Annotated in this window: 14 protein-coding genes; 11 read left to right on the top strand and 3 right to left on the bottom strand. The window is 67.3% G+C overall.

Annotated features, from left to right (window positions below; translation table 11 throughout):
* Positions 1–118: 118 nt before the first annotated feature.
* On the bottom strand, positions 119–337 hold the full coding sequence (flp, locus tag B7D75_RS22095; protein WP_003158020.1) for a type 4b pilus Flp major pilin: 219 nt from the start codon (positions 335–337) through the stop codon (positions 119–121).
* Positions 338–750: 413 nt separating this feature from the next.
* On the opposite strand from flp, the gene rcpC reads away from it, so the two are divergent.
* Genes rcpC through B7D75_RS22045 form a run of 9 tightly spaced genes read left to right on the top strand, consistent with a single transcriptional unit; the run spans position 751 to position 9,941 of the window.
* Positions 751–1,662 carry a type 4b pilus Flp biogenesis protein RcpC gene (gene rcpC, locus B7D75_RS22085; RefSeq protein ID WP_058129662.1) on the top strand — a complete coding sequence of 304 codons (912 nt, stop codon included), beginning with the start codon at positions 751–753 and terminating at the stop codon, positions 1,660–1,662.
* Between the two features lie 14 nt (positions 1,663–1,676).
* Positions 1,677–2,927, top strand: coding sequence for a type II and III secretion system protein family protein (locus B7D75_RS22080; protein ID WP_052151102.1), 1,251 nt, complete (start codon positions 1,677–1,679; stop codon positions 2,925–2,927).
* A 10-nt stretch (positions 2,928–2,937) separates the two neighbouring features.
* The gene (gene tadZ, locus B7D75_RS22075; protein WP_033999736.1) at positions 2,938–4,122 is read left to right on the top strand and encodes a type 4b pilus Flp biogenesis protein TadZ; all 1,185 of its coding nucleotides are present in this window, start codon (positions 2,938–2,940) and stop codon (positions 4,120–4,122) included.
* The gene (gene tadA / locus B7D75_RS22070) at positions 4,119–5,384 is read left to right on the top strand and encodes a type 4b pilus Flp biogenesis ATPase TadA (RefSeq protein ID WP_012077114.1); all 1,266 of its coding nucleotides are present in this window, start codon (positions 4,119–4,121) and stop codon (positions 5,382–5,384) included. Before tadZ ends, tadA begins: the two co-directional genes overlap by 4 nt.
* Positions 5,381–6,262 (top strand): type 4b pilus Flp biogenesis protein TadB, encoded by an 882-nt coding sequence (tadB, locus tag B7D75_RS22065; RefSeq protein WP_012077113.1) that lies wholly within the window; start codon positions 5,381–5,383, stop codon positions 6,260–6,262. Before tadA ends, tadB begins: the two co-directional genes overlap by 4 nt.
* A gap of 9 nt (positions 6,263–6,271) precedes the next feature.
* Positions 6,272–7,183: a type 4b pilus Flp biogenesis protein TadC gene (tadC, locus tag B7D75_RS22060; protein ID WP_003154899.1), complete on the top strand. Its 912-nt coding sequence runs from the start codon at positions 6,272–6,274 to the stop codon at positions 7,181–7,183.
* On the top strand, positions 7,180–7,941 hold the full coding sequence (locus B7D75_RS22055; RefSeq protein WP_033999733.1) for a tetratricopeptide repeat protein: 762 nt from the start codon (positions 7,180–7,182) through the stop codon (positions 7,939–7,941). Before tadC ends, B7D75_RS22055 begins: the two co-directional genes overlap by 4 nt.
* Before the next feature lie 22 nt (positions 7,942–7,963).
* Positions 7,964–8,248: a DUF3613 domain-containing protein gene (locus B7D75_RS22050; RefSeq protein WP_012077111.1), complete on the top strand. Its 285-nt coding sequence runs from the start codon at positions 7,964–7,966 to the stop codon at positions 8,246–8,248.
* Between the two features lie 22 nt (positions 8,249–8,270).
* Positions 8,271–9,941 (top strand): pilus assembly protein TadG-related protein, encoded by a 1,671-nt coding sequence (locus B7D75_RS22045; RefSeq protein WP_034080957.1) that lies wholly within the window; start codon positions 8,271–8,273, stop codon positions 9,939–9,941.
* A 22-nt stretch (positions 9,942–9,963) separates the two neighbouring features.
* Here B7D75_RS22045 and pprB read toward each other — a convergent pair whose 3' ends face one another.
* Positions 9,964–10,782 carry a two-component response regulator PprB gene (gene pprB, locus B7D75_RS22040; RefSeq protein ID WP_012077109.1) on the bottom strand — a complete coding sequence of 273 codons (819 nt, stop codon included), beginning with the start codon at positions 10,780–10,782 and terminating at the stop codon, positions 9,964–9,966.
* Positions 10,783–10,899: 117 nt separating this feature from the next.
* Positions 10,900–11,382, bottom strand: a complete 483-nt coding sequence (locus B7D75_RS22035) for an A24 family peptidase (protein ID WP_033999729.1) — start codon at positions 11,380–11,382, stop codon at positions 10,900–10,902.
* A 63-nt stretch (positions 11,383–11,445) separates the two neighbouring features.
* Between B7D75_RS22035 and B7D75_RS22030 the strand changes: the two genes are divergently transcribed.
* A complete protein-coding gene (locus tag B7D75_RS22030) occupies positions 11,446–11,952 on the top strand; it encodes a TadE/TadG family type IV pilus assembly protein (RefSeq protein WP_079381867.1) in 507 nt (168 codons plus the stop codon).
* A 9-nt stretch (positions 11,953–11,961) separates the two neighbouring features.
* The gene (locus B7D75_RS22025; protein WP_058174808.1) at positions 11,962–14,733 is read left to right on the top strand and encodes a PAS domain-containing sensor histidine kinase; all 2,772 of its coding nucleotides are present in this window, start codon (positions 11,962–11,964) and stop codon (positions 14,731–14,733) included.
* Positions 14,734–14,762 lie beyond the last annotated feature (29 nt).

Here is a 14,762-nt window from a genome sequence, read left to right as displayed (position 1 = left end):
AAGCTGTGTTCCAGCGCCTGAGCGGGAGGCTTTGTAGCATAGTGCCAGTATAAAGGCAAAATAGTGGCGCCATGAAAATGGCGCCATGGGGAAAGGGGGATTGCGGGAGGAAAAGAGGTCAGTTTGCTGAGGGGGCCAGGCCGCCGACTTTTTCTCCGACGCCGTCGAAGAAGGCTTTCAGCCCGCCGACGATACCGCTATCCGTCGGGCTCAATACCGCAATAAGAGCGACCGCGATCAATCCGGCGATAACCGCGTATTCGATGGCATTGGCCCCCTCTTCATCCGCCAGGAATGCGCGGAACTTGCAATACAGGAACAGGGACAGGTTTTTCATTTTTCAGTCTACTCCTCGCACGCGGCAAACCACCGAGACAGAGCGATGCCTCACCGCTGAGGCTAGGTCGGTGATGGCAGTTTGCAACAAGTAAATGGCATTAGTAGGAGTGGATTAGTCGCAAGGTTATATAGGCGGGTTACAGCACTTGGACTACATCTAATGGAAATTGACATTGATCATCGGAAGACTAGATTCGGATATATCGATGGCCAGGCGAAGTTATGAACTTTAGTTCTTGACGAATACCTTCCGGTCAGCCGATAGCCTCGAAGTACCTGCCATGGAAAGCCAATCCCGGAGTATGGCCATGACACGGACCGTAAGACGCCGCCCTCTCTTGTTCGCCCACTGGCGTTCGCCGGTGATTTTCCTATATCCGAACTGCCCGGACGCATAGCAGGGGTCTGCCCATGAATAGCAAGGTGCTGATGGTGCTGGCCGGGCTGCTGCTGGTCGGTGCCGTACTGCTTGGATACCTCGGCGTGTCGATCGGGCGTGCGCCTTCGACCGTCCAGGTCCCCGCGGTGGCGCCGGCGACTTCGGTGGTGGACGCGTCGCTGGAGAAACTCGAACGCAAGCCGGTGCTGGTGGCCAGCCGTGACCTGCCGGCGCTGGCGGTGATCGGCAAGGACGACCTCGTCGTGGAAATGCTGCGCACCGCGCCGGCCGGCAGCTACGACAAGCCCGAGGCGCTGCTCGGCAAGCGGGTCTGGGTGGCGGTGCCGGCGGGCAGCATCCTCTCCGCGGCGACGCTCGAGCCCGGCGGTCCGCTGGCCCGCACCATCCGTGCGGACGAGCGCGCCATGGCGATCGCGGTGGACGAGGTGATCGGCGGCGGCGGCTTCGTCCTGCCCGGCGACTACGTCGACGTGATGCTCTTCATCCGCGACGAGCGCGGTGGCGAGTCGACGTCGCTGGCGCAGTTGGTGTTGCCCGGCGTGCGGGTGCTCACCTACGGCGAACGGATCGCCGTGGGCGGCGACGGCCAGGACCGTTCGGCCACGGAAAAGGATCCGCGCCCGCCGCGTACCGCCGTGCTGGCGGTGCCGGCGGAAGGCGTGGCGCGGCTGATGCTGGCGAGCCAGGCCGGGGCGTTGCGCCTGGCGATCCGCAGCCAGGACGAGGAACTCTACCGCAGGGAACAGGAAGGCCCGCTGCTGCGGGCCTCGCTGGGCGCTCCAGGCGCGGCGCTGACCCTCGACCAGTTGCTCGAGCGGCGCAAGGCCACGCCGGCCGGCGTGCGCAGCGCGGCGCCGCGCGCGCCGGCCGCCGCCGGGGTGGCGGTCTACCGTGGCAGTGCCATGACCCATGAAGCGCCTTGAGAGGGAGCCGGCACATGCATCGGACCAGGGGAGTACAGATGTGGTGTGGGCTGGCCGGGTTGCTGGCGCTGTCGCTTGCGCAGCCGGCCTCGGCCCTGCCGCAGGGCTGCCTGGAACTGCTGGCGCAGGCGCCGCAGGTCAATGTCGCCCAGGGGCAGCAGAATGACCTGCGCCTGGCGGTGCCGATCAAGCGCCTGGCCATCGGCGATCCGCAGATCGCCGACGTGCAGTTGCTGGACCGCAGCAGCCTGCTGGTCACCGGCAAGGAGCAGGGTTCCACCAGCCTGCTGATCTGGACCGCCTGCAGCGCAGAACCACTGCGCAGCCAGGTCGCGGTCGAAGGGCGCGGCAGCGTCGATACCGCTGCCGCGCCAGCGCTCGGGGCGGGGGGCGCGGACGAGTTGCCGAACCAGGTGCAGACCGACATCCGCTTCGTCGAGGTCAGCCGCAGCAAGCTCAAGCAGGCCAGCACATCGTTCGTCCGTCGTGGTGGCAATCTCTGGGTGCTCGGCGCGCCGGGCAGCCTCGGCGACATCAAGGTGAACGCCGACGGCAGCGGCCTGGGCGGTACCTTCGGCGCCGGCGCTTCGGGCTTCAACCTGATCTTCGGCGGCGGCAAGTGGCTGAGCTTCATGAACGCCCTGGAGGGCAGCGGCTTCGCCTATACCCTGGCGCGTCCGAGCCTGGTGGCGATGAGCGGGCAGAGCGCGTCGTTCCTGGCCGGTGGCGAGTTCCCGATCCCGGTGCCGAACGGCACCAACGACAACGTCACCATCGAATACAAGGAATTCGGCATCCGCCTGACCCTGACCCCGACGGTGATGAACAACCGGCGCATCGCCCTCAAGGTGGCGCCGGAGGTCAGCGAGCTGGACTACAGCGCCGGCATCCAGAGCGGCGGGGTGGCGGTGCCGGCCCTGCGGGTGCGGCGCACCGACACCAGCGTGATGCTGGCCGATGGCGAAAGCTTCGTGATCAGCGGCCTGACCAGCAGCAACTCGGTGAGCAACGTCGACAAGTTTCCCTGGCTGGGCGACATCCCGATCCTCGGCGCCTTCTTCCGTTCGACCAAGCTGGACAAGGACGACCGCGAGCTGCTGATGATCGTCACCCCGCACCTGGTCCAGCCGCTGGCCGCCGACGCGCAGTTGCCGGGCCTGCCCGGCGAAGGCCTGCGCCATTACGACCCGGGCTTCTCGCGCCTGTATTTCCTCGAGCGCGGCGAATACGACGGCCAGCAGAACGATACCGGACTGTCGGACTAGGGAGGCGCGGATGAACCAGAATTTCGTGGCGCTGACCCAGCATCCCGGGGAGCTCGACTGGCTGCAGAACAGCCTGGCCTCCGCCGGGCAGGTGGTGCCGGCCGGCAGTGCGAGCCTGGAGGAGCTGCTGGCGCTGCTCGATGTCACCGCCGCCGGCGTGCTGTTCATCAGCCTCGGCAAGAACAACCTGGCGTCCCAGGGCGCGCTGGTCGAAGGATTGGTCTCGGCACGGCCGATGCTCTCGGTGGTCGCCATCGGCGATGGCCTGGACAACCAGCTGGTGCTCGCGGCGATGCGCGCCGGGGCGCGCGACTTCATCACCTACGGTGCCCGCGCCAGCGAGCTGACCGGGCTGGTTCGCCGCCTCGGCGGGCGCCTGCCCAGCGTCCCGGTGAGCGCGGCGCGCCAGGGCGAGCTGCTGACCCTGGTCAGCGCGCGGCCGGATGCCGACGGCGCGTTCGTCGCCCTGCACCTGGCCAAGGCGCTGCAGGAACAGACGCCGAACCAGGTCCTGCTGCTGGATGTCGGCCAGCCGACCGGCGAAGCGCTGGCGATTCTCGGCCTGGACTCGGCCTTCACCTTCAGCGATGCCCTGCGTAACCTGCGGCGGCTCGACCAGACCCTCATCGACAGCGCCTTCTCCCGCCTCGACAGCGGCCTGCGGATACTCAGCCTGACCGACGAGCCCGGCGTGCTCGAGCGGGTCACCACCGCCGAGCTCTACCTGTTGCTGGGCAATCTGCGCGGGGCGTTCAGCCACGTGGTGGTCAACCTCACCGGGCTGCCCGAGGGCGAGCTGAGCAACCAGCTGCTGGTGCAGGCGAACCGCGTGCTGTGGATGGTCGACCAGAGCGTGCCGTCCTGCAAGAAAGGCCTGGAGCGCCTGCGCCGACTGCGCGAACGCAACCTGCCGCTGCCTTCCATCGAGCTGCTGATCGAGCGCTACCTGCCCAACGTGGCGCCGGACCAGCAGGCCCTCAGCCGGATGTTCGACCTCGACCTGTTCGGCGTGCTGCCGCTGTCGCCGGAATCGCGCCTGCGCGCGAAGAACTTAGGCAAGAGTCTGTTCGAGGTGGCCCCGCGCGACCCGCTGGCGGTCAGGCTGCGGCAACTGGCGGACAGCCTCTGCGTGGCGCGCGGCGAACGTCGCTCGCTGCTGTCCTGGCTCGGCCGGGCCAAGGCGGCGCTGCTATGAGGCCTGCATTCGGCGCGCCGGCGGACGGCGGCGGTTTCCACTATCGCCAGGAGCAGGATATCCAGGCGCTGAAGCTGCGCCTGCACCGCTACATCATCGACGAGATCGACGAAGATGGCATGAACCTGCTGGAAGGCGCTCGCGGCGCGGTGGTCCAGTACGTTTCGGAAAAGGTCTGCGAATACGGCTCGCGCCACCAGCTGGCGATCTCCCGCTATGAACTGGATCGTCTGGCCGAGGAACTGGTCGACGAACTCACCGGTTTCGGCCCGCTGGAAATCCTGTTGCGCGACCCCGGCGTCTCGGAAATCCTGGTCAACGGACCGGGGCGGGTGTTCATCGAGCGGGAAGGGCGGCTCTACCAGAGCGACCTGCGTTTCATCGACGATCATCATGTGCTGCGCGTGATCCAGCGCATCCTCGCGCCGCTCGGGCGGCGCCTGGACGAGTCCAGCCCGATGGTCGACGCGCGCCTGCCGGACGGCAGCCGGGTCAATGCGATCATCCCGCCGGTGGCGCTGGACGGACCGTGCATCTCGATCCGCAAGTTCAGCCAGGAACTGCTGCGCAGCGCCGACCTGCTGGCCTACCAGAGCGTCGACGAGGCCTTGCTGGAGTTCCTCCGCCAGGCCGTCTCGCGGCGTTGCAACATCCTCATCAGCGGCGGCACCGGTACCGGCAAGACCACCCTGCTCAACGTCATCAGCGGTTTCATCGACCCGCGCGAACGGATCGTCACCATCGAGGACACTGCCGAACTGCAACTCGGTCACGACCATGTGGTGCGCCTGGAAACCCGTCCGCCGAACGCCGAGGGCTATGGCGAGGTGACCGCCCGCGACCTGATCCGCAATGCCCTGCGGATGCGCCCGGACCGGATCATCCTCGGCGAGATCCGCGGGGTCGAGGTGCTCGACGTGCTGCAGGCGATGAATACCGGCCACGACGGCTCGATGAGCACGGTGCACGCCAACTCGGCGATGGACTCGCTGCTGCGCATGGAGATGCTGGTCGGCCTCACCGGCAACAGGTTGCCGGAGCAGACCCTGCGCCTGATGATCTGCGCCGCGCTCGACGTGGTGGTACAGATCACCCGCCTGGCCAGCGGTCGACGTTGCATCAGCGAAGTGCTGGAGGTGCTGGAGGTGCGCGACGGCATATACGTCACCAATACCCTGTTCAGCCTCGACCGGCGTGGCAGCGGCCAGTTCGTCCGCCAGGCCGCGCCGGTCGGCCAGAAGTTCCGCCAGGAGCTGTTGTGAACGGGGCGCAGTTGCTGGTGCTGTTCAGCGGCCTGCTGGGCCTCACCGCGCTGACCCTGGCGTTCATGGGCTGGCGTGCCGGGCGCAACGAGCAGGTGCTGGAGCGCCTGCTCGGGCGTCCGGAAACCGCCGAACGGCCGCGCAGCAGCCACTGGCTGGCCCGGCAGCTGCGTCGCGCCGGAATCCAGCATTCGCGGCCGTGGCTGGTCGGGGCGCTACTGGTTGCGCTGCTGCTGGCCGGGGCCGGACAGCGGCTGCTGGGGTTCCCCGGCCTGCTCGCCGGGCTGCTGCTGGCGCTGCTGCTGTTGCGCGGCATCCTGGGCATGCTCTACCGGCGCCGGCTGAAGCGGATGATCCGGCAGATGCCGCGCTTCCTCGACCAGGTGGTGCGCAGCCTGCATGCCGGGCGCACGCTGGGCGACGCGCTGATGCAGGCGGTGGAGGATGCCGAGGACCCGCTGCGCGACATCTTCGGCCTGGCGCGCAACCACGTGCTTCTCGGCATTCACCTGCCGGAGGCTCTGCAGGAGGTCGCCGAACTCTACGAGGTGGAGGAGCTGCGCATCCTCGCCCTCGGCGTCTCGGTCAACCACCGCTACGGCGGCAACACCACCGACCTGCTGGACGGCATCGTCAGGCTCATCCATGAGCGCGAGAAGCTCAGCCGGCAACTACACGCGATGACCGGCGAGACGCGCATCAGCGCCTATGTCCTGGCCGGCGTGCCGAGCGCCCTGGGGGGCTACATCCTGGCGAGCAACCCGGGCTATCTGCTGAACATGTGGGCCGACGGCAGCGGGCGTTTCCTGCTGCTGGCCTCGCTGGGCCTGCAACTGCTCGGCTGCTATGCGCTCTGGCGCATGCTCAAGAGCGTCTAGGAGGCGACCATGCAGGCACAGTGGCTGATCTTCGCGGCAGTGCTGATGGCCCTTGGCGGCGGGCTGCTGCTGTTGCTCCAGGCGCGCAACGGCAGTCGCGAGCAGCGCCTGATCGAGAAGCGTCTGGGCGGCCTGGCCAACCCCGGCGGCGCGGGAGACTGGCTGGCCGGAATGACCGAGCGGATGGACGACAGCTTCTGGGTGCGTCGCCTGCAACTGATGGACAGCGAGGCACGCCAGTTGCTGCAGCAAGCCGGCTGGCACGCGAGCCGCCATCGCACGCTCTACCTGATCTCGGTGTTCCTCACGCCGCTGCTGTTCGTCCTGCTGGTCCTGCTGGCCAGGCTGCTGCGCGCCGAGAGCGAGGCGTCCCACGCGGTGCCGCTGCTGTTCGCCGCCGGCATCGGTTTCCTCCTGCCCAAGCAGGTTCTCAAGCACTTCGCCAAGGCCCGGCGCGCGCTGATCGCCGAAGAGATGATCCTGTTCGTGCAACTGATCCGCATCCTCTTCGACGCCGGCCTGACGGTGGAGCAGGCGCTGCGGGTGGTCTGCCAGGAGGGCCGCGGCATCACCCCGCAACTGGCTCGCGAACTGGACCTGGCGCTGGCCCGTGCCGGCAACGGCATCGACCTGGCGGAGGAGCTGGAGGCGCTCGCCCGGCGCCTGCAGGTGGACCCGCTGAACGACTGCTGCGGCGTGCTGCGGCAGATGCTGCGCCAGGGTGGCAGCGCGCGTGGCACCCTGCTGACGCTCAAGCAACTGTTCGAGGACCGGCGCCTGACCACCTTGCAGGAACGTATCGGCAAGCTGTCGGCGAAGATGAGCCTGGTGATGATGGTGCTGCTGTTCCCGGCGTTGCTGATCGTGCTCGCCGGACCGGGCGTGATCGCCATCAGCAAGGCCCTGGGAGGATTGGGATGAAAGGCTTGATCGGCATTGCCCTGGGCGCCGCCCTGCTCGGCGGTTGCGCCAGCCTGCCGGGGCTGCCTCCGGGGCCGGGCGCCGGACGCGAGTGTCCGGCCCAGCTCGGCCAGGAGCAGGAACTGCAGATGAACATGGTGCGCGACATGATCAGGGAAGGGCGCCTGCACGCGGCCCTGGCCAACCTGGAAAGCATGCCGCCGGCGTTGCTCGACGTGCGCGAGGAAAAGGCACTGATCCTGCGCCGGATCGGCGACCCGAAGGCCAGGGCCGAGTACCAGTCGCTGCTGCGGACCTGCAAGGCGCCGGAAGCGCACCACGGGCTGGGCCTGCTCGCCCTGCGCGCCGGCGACAGCGCCCGCGCGGTCCTCGAATTGCGCGAGGCGGCACGCCTGCGGCCGACCGAGAGCCGCTTCCGCAACGACCTCGGCGTCGCCTTGCTCAAGCGCGGCGACCGGGTCGGCGCGCGTTTCGAATTCATCACCGCGCTGGAGCTGCAGCAGGGCGGCAAGCTGCCGGCCACCAACCTGCTCGGCCTGCTCTACCTGCAGGGCGAGCGGCGGGAGGCGCAGCGCCTGATCGAGCGCCTGCAACTGGACCAGCGGGACATCCGCGAGGCCGAGGCGCGGGCGCGCAACTGGGGCGCCCCGGCGCAGCCGTCCGGCCCGGCGCCGGAGCAGGAGCCACTGGCGGACCTGCCGGCCGCTCCGGCGCGGCCCGCGCACCTGCGTACCGCGATGACCAACGAGGCGCCGTGAGCCGGCGCCGGGGAGCTGAACGATGCACAAGCCAATCCTGATCGGCGCGTTGCTGCTGGCCTCCGCACTGGCCCGGGGCGCGGAAAGGCCGGTTGTCTATCCCGCCGCCCCGCCGCCGGCCGAGCCGCAGACCGCCAGCCGCGCCTGGCTGGCCATCCAGGCCAGCGGCCAGGCCGCCAGCCCGGTGCGCCAGGGCGCGACCGCGGCGGAGCGCGAACGCGCCTATCAGCGCTACCTGAAGAGCTACGAGCACGAGATTCCCGAGTACCTGCTGGAAGATCGCGGCTTCGGCGAAAGCAAGAACTGACGGGTCGGGCGGAGGGCAGGGCATGAACGGATGGCCTGCGAGACAGCGCGGGGCGATCGGCATCCTGGCGGCGACCACTCTGCTGCTGGCGCTGATCTGCCTGCTGCTGGTGGTGGATACCGGGCGGCTCTACCTGGAGCAGCGCAACCTGCAGCGGGTGGCGGATGTGGCGGCGCTGGAAAGCGCTTCCCAGGGGGCCTTGTGCGGTGACCAGACAAGTGCCCAGGCCACGTCTTTCGCCAGGGCTAGCGCATCGCTCAACGGTTTCGATGCGAACGCCGCCGGTTCCGGTCTGCTGGCGGAGGTGGGCGGGGTACAAAGCCTGGGAGGGCTGCGCAGATTTTCCTCCAGCGCCTCGAACGTGTCCGTCGACAACGAGGCGGTGCGTGTGGTCGTCAGCAAGAGCGTTCCCGGCAGCCTGGTGGCCAACCTGGCGGGGTTGTTCGGCGGTGCCAACGCCAACGTGAACCTGCGCGCGGAAGCGGTGGCCCGACGTCTGCCGAGCGCCACGATTTCCGCGGGCACCGGTCTGGCGAGTTTGAACAGCAGCCAGTCGGCCCTGCTCAATCCCATACTGAGCGGATTGCTGGGAACCGACATCAGTCTTTCGGCGGCGGCTTATAACGGCATCGCCGATGCCAAGCTCAGTGTGTTGGACATCCTCGGGCCGGACGGAATGGGGTTGATCGGCGTCGATACCAGCCTGGGCACCATCGAGCAGTTGCTGAATACCAATGTCGGACTGCAGCAGGTGCTTGCCGCCAGCGTGAATGTCCTGGCGAAGAGCGGCGTGGCTTCGGTCGAGGCGCTGAAGACGCAGTTGCTTGGAGTGAAGTCGGCCACGCTGAAGCTGGGGGACGTGCTCGGGCTGAGCGCCGGCGAGGTGAACAGCGTGTCCCAGCTGGATACGGCGATCAACGCCCTGGACCTCATCATGGCGGTGGCCCAGGTCGCCAACAAGAACTCGGCGGTCGCCGTGGGTCTGGGGATACCGGGGCTGGCCAACGTCCGGGTCACGGTCATCGAGCCCAAGAGGGTGGTGTCCGGTCCTCCGGGACGAGATGCCGCCGGGGCATGGCGAACCGAGGTGAAACAGGCTCAACTGAGGCTCACCGCGGATATCGACTCCGGTTTCCTCTCGATCCTTGCCACAACGAAACTGCAACTGGCCATCGAAGGGGCGTCAGGGGCGCTCTGGCTGGAGAGCATGACCTGCTCCCGGCCCGACACTCACCTGGGGCTCGGGTGGAACAGCAGCGGGGCGACCATACGGATCGGCGCCCCGGGCAACATCGACCAGGCTGGTGCCATCCTGGTGCTTGGAGGCCTGGTGAAGCTGAATCTGAAGTTGGACACCACCCTCGCCAACAGCTCCGGTGACAGCGCAGTCGTGGTGAAAGCCGATGGTTCCGATCTCTCTCGAAGCCGCAGGCTGCCGGAAGGCGGCTCCCTCGGCAGCACGCTCAAGTCCCGGATCAGCGTACAGCCTGAGGTACTGGGGCTGTGCCTGCCGTTGCTGTGTGGGCCGACGGCGTTGACCGACCTCATCGTCAACTCGGTCGTCGCGCCGCTGGTGGACAATCTGCTGACGCCGCTCCTGAACCTGGTCCTGCCGCTGCTGGGTATACAGCTCGGCTACATCGATGCGGAAATCCTCGAGGTCGATGTAGGGCAGGCGGAACTGCTGATCTAGCGATTCCGCCGTAGCGGCCGCTTCAGTGCACCACCGCCCCGCTGCCCTGTTGCATCGCCGCGGGCGAGAGGGCCAGCGCCAGCTGGGTGCGATTGTGCATGTGCATCAGGCGCAGCACCTGGGACACGTACAGTTTCACGGTGTTCTCGGTGATACCCAGCTCGTAGGCGATCTGGTAGTTGGTCAGGCCCTTGCTCACCAGGCGCGCCACCGCCTGCTGGCGGGGGGAGAGCTTGCTGAACAGCGGGTTGGCCGGGGACACCTGGCTTTCCGCGACCGGCGTCGGCGGCGGGCTGTCCTCGCTCTTCAGGGCGCTCGGCTGGCTGTTGCCATGCACTTCGTACTTGATCTTGTGGATATCCCGGTAGATCGAGTTCAGCGACTCGGCGAGGTACTCCAGGCGCTGGTTGACGTGGCTCAGGCTCAGCTGGCTGCGCACCCGCTCCTGCAGGCGGTTCTCCAGGCGCTCCAGGCCACGCAGGAGTTCCTGTGGCGCCACCGGTTTCTGGTAGTAGTCGGCGGCGCCGACCCGCATGGCCTCGATCACTTCCTGGCGACCATCGTGGCCGGTGAGGATGATCGACTCGAAGAAACGCCCGCTGCCGGCGGCCTCCTTGAGGCTCTCGATGAGGCGGATGCCATTGTCCTGGCCCAGGTACAGGTCGCAGATGACCAGGCCGATGTTCGGGTCGGCCTGGAAGCTGGCGATGGCCGCCTCCCGGTGGGTGCTGGTCACGCAACGGTAGCCACTGTTTTCCAGCAGTTCGCGAAGTTCCGAGGTCACCTGGGGTTCGTCATCGATGATCAACACGCCGAAACGCCGCGAGGCCGGTTTGTCCATGGTCATACGCTCCATTTATTGTGTTTTTAGGGTGTCCATGCATTACGAAATGCAGCCATACCGAATGGTATTAGCCATAAGCATATAGTCGCTAAGTGAGGTTTTCCGCAAGTTTGCTCAGGTAATTTCATTGATAGTCAGCTGTGCCAAAAGGCCGACGCTCATGGCGAATATAAAGGGGAATGTCTTGTTTTTTGACGGTGCCTGCGGATTACCAACTTCCTCATGCATTACGGATTTTCCAACTGCGCGTTCGAATAGTTTTCGGAGCATGAATATCGTTATGCATGTCAGGCAGCCGAAGGACAGGCTGTAGAGGACCGTGAGCGGCTCGCTGGCCAGCCCCAGAGCGGCAAGGTACTTGACGTCGGCGGCGCCGAGTCTACCGGAGAAATACCCGGGAAGGGTGAGCGCGACACCTATAAGAAGTGCGGTCATTGCCATATTAACCGTGCCGCCGGCCAGGCTTGACTCTTTCACATATAAATAAATAAAGGAAATAAGAAGGCCGCCCAGGGTAAGCCAGTTTGAAACGCGCAAACGTTTGATGTCCTGATAACCGCAAACGCTTGCCCATAGCGCCAATGCTAATTGTTCCATGCTTTTCGGCAGCCTTTTTCGAAATCCTGGATTAATACTTTTTCGCTAGCGTTGGCGACGCCAATGCCGACTAGTATTGAGGATGCGGATCGGGGATGTCAGCTCATGCACAGAAAAGCTTTCCGGGGAGGCCAGAAGGGAGCCGTCGCCATCGAATTCACGGCGGTCTTCCTGCTGTTCTTCGCGCTGATCTACGGCCTGATCAGCTACAGCATCCCCCTGCTCATGCTGCAGTCGTTCAACGATGCCGCGGCGGTGGGTGCGCGCGCGGCGGTCGCTGTGGATCCTTCGGAGCCGGGCTACGAGGCGCTCGCCGAAACCCGCGCCAGGGACGAGCTGCTGGCGCGCCTGGCGTGGATGCCGGCGACCTGGCGGGCGAACCTGGAGCCCTGCGCCGGAAACGGCCAGTATGCCGACTATGTCGGTGCCACCTCGCGGATCGAAGTCTGCGTGCAGTACCAGTACGGAGATCCGGCCAAGGCGATCATTCCGGTGCTGCGTTTTCCCGGCATCGGCGCGATCCCCAACCTGCCGCAGACCCTGAAGGCGAGCGCCAACCTGTTGCTGTGAGGTGGTGGCATGTTCGAGTTTTCCCGTTCGTCTTCCGCCGCGGACGCCTGCGAGGCGCGCGAGCCGCTTTCGCCGGAAGGCGCCGGCCAATGGGCGGGCGCGCTGAAGAGCTGGGACCTGTGCCTGGAGCTGGACGAGCAGGACCGGGTGATCCGCGTCGGCGGTCGCCAGGCCTATCGCCTGCAGCGCCCCCACGGTCGTGGCGACGGACCGCGGCCGCTCGCCGAGTACCTGGAACGGCGCGCTCCCGGCGCGCCGGCGCTGGCGGCCCTGCGCCGCGGCGAACGGCTCGACCTGGCCTTGCGCAGCGATGCGGCGGCGCCCTTCACCTGCCGTTTCCAGCCGATGCAGCCGCTCGATGGGTTGGGGCGTTCATTGCTGCTGGGCATGGATATCTCCGACCTGAACTGGCAGTCCGACAGCCAGCTGCATCAACTGCAGAGCCTGAGCCTGGGCAAGCTGGTCCTCTCGCGCCTGCGGCATGTCTCCCAGGGCCATCTGGCGGAGGCGACCCAGGAGATCCTCGAATCGCTCTCCGGAGCCTTCCGGATGCAGGCGATCGCCTTGCTGCTGGGGGATGGCGACGGCGCCTGCTCGGTCTTCGCCAGCCACGTCCGGCCCGGTAGCGACAGCCTGCTGCGGCCCGGGCTGCATCTGGCCGATGGCGAGCTGCGCGAGGAGCGTGGGGTACGCCTGCTGCGCAGTGGCGATGGCGCTTCGGCGCTGCTGCGGCAGATCGGCGAGGAGGCTGTCTACCTGGTGCCGGCGGCCATGCGCGGCGGGCGCGTCGGCGCCCTGCTGGTCAAGCCCGTCTCGCTGGAGCAGTTGGCCGAGGGGCCGGCGCCGCAGGACTGGCAGTATCTCGCGGAGCTGCTGGCGAACCAGGTGGCGGATCGCTGCGAACTCCACGCGCAGCGCGACAGCGCCCGCAAGCTGGGCCTGCTGCAGGAGATGATCGGTGGCGGTTGGTGGTACTACCGGGCGGAGCAGGAGTTGTTCGAACTGTCGCCGGCGCTGCTGCAGAGCCTGGGCCTGACCGGCGAGCAGCGTCGCGTGCCGCTGGAGCAACTGCAGAACCTGTTGCAGCCTGCCGACGCCGACGAGTTGGGCCTGCGCCTGCGCGCCAGCCTGCGCAGTGGCCAGGCGCTGGCCCAGGATCTCTGCCTGCGCCAGCCGGACAGCCGTGGAGAGCGCCGCTGGCTGCGCATCGAAGGCCGCCCGCAGGGGGGCGGCAGTGCGCCGGGGCTGTCCGGCGTCCTCCTCGACATCAGCGAAGGCCGGCGCCAGGAGGAGCACGCCCAGGCGGCCCACGCGCGGTTGCGCAACCTGATCGATAGCGCGCCGGTGGTGATCTATGTCCAGCGGGTCGAGCAGGGGCGGCTGGTGCCGGAGTTCTACAGCGAGAGCGCGAGCAACCTGCTCGGTCTCGACCTGCAGGGACAGAACTGGCAAGCGCTGGCGGAGCGCGTACATCCGGACGACCTGGAGACCTTCTTCGCCCGCGGACGCGAGTTGCTGCGCGAGGGGCGGGTGAAGACCCGCTACCGTCTCGCCGATGGCCAGGGCCAGTGGCATTGGCTATATGACGAAGCCAAGCTGCTGCGTGATGCCCAAGGGTTGCCCAGCGAAGCGGTCGGCCTGTGGCTGGACGTCACCGAGCAGCACCTGGCGGCGCAGCGCATCGCCGCGAGCGAGGAGCGCTACCGGGCGCTGGTGGAGGATTCGCCGGCGCTGATCTGCCGCTATACCGCCGACCTGGTGCTCACCTACGTGAACCGGACGTTCGCCGACTGCCTTGCGGCGCACCCGGAGGAACTGGTCGGCCGGCGGCTCGACGAGTGGCTGGCGGCGGAGGACGGCAGCGCCCTGCGGGCGCGGTTGCTGGATGCGCCACGGGAGGGCGCGATCGAGGTCTCCGAGGTGCGCTTCAACCTGCCGGGACAGCGCTTCCTCTGGCTGGTGTGGGCCGAGCGGCCGCTCTACGATGACCGCGGCCAGGTACTCGAGGTGCAGGCAGTCGGGCGCGACAACACCCCGGTGCGCAGGGCCCAGCAGCAACTGGCGCAGGGCGCCAAGATGGCCAGCCTGGGAGAAATGGTCAGCGGCCTGGCCCACGAGGTGAAGCAGCCGCTGCACGTGCTGCGCATGACCCTGTTCAACATGCGCCAGCGGATGAACAACGTCGGCCTCGACGAAAGCTATCTGGACGAGAAGCTGGAACGCATGGACGCCCAGGTCATGCGCGTCGACCGACTGGTCAGCCACCTCGGCGTGTTCAGCCGCAAATCGGCGGTCGAGGCGCTGCCGTTCGATCCCTATGCCGCCTTCGAAGGCGCCCTCGGCCTGCTCGGCGAAGGCCTGCAGCAGCACGCCATCCAGGTCGAATGCCGGGCGCCGGCGCAGCGGGTGGTGGTCAGGGGGCATGCGGACCAGCTCGAACAGGTGATCATCAACCTGCTCGCCAACGCCCGCGATGCCCTGCTCGGCAACCCCGGACTGGCCGAACGGCGCATCGTCCTGGCGCAGGAGGCCTGCCGCGAGCCGGGCTGGGTGGAGCTGCACGTGCGCGACAACGCCGGCGGCATCGAGCCGGCCCTGCTGGAGCGGATCTTCGAACCCTTCTTCACCACCAAGGCGGAAGGCAAGGGTACCGGCCTGGGGCTTTCGGTGAGCCACGACCTGGTGCGCAACATGGGCGGCAGCCTGGCGGCGAGCAACCTGCCGGAAGGGGCTCTGTTCGTGATACGCCTGCCGCTGGCGCCGCCGTCCGGCGAGGCGTAGAGGGCAAAAAAAACGCCTGCGGGAGCAGG

It is taken from the genome of Pseudomonas paraeruginosa, from assembly GCF_003025345.2.
Lineage (GTDB): Bacteria > Pseudomonadota > Gammaproteobacteria > Pseudomonadales > Pseudomonadaceae > Pseudomonas > Pseudomonas paraeruginosa.
The sequence above is the reverse complement of the archived record's forward strand: the minus strand, read 5'-3'. Positions and strand labels throughout refer to the sequence as shown.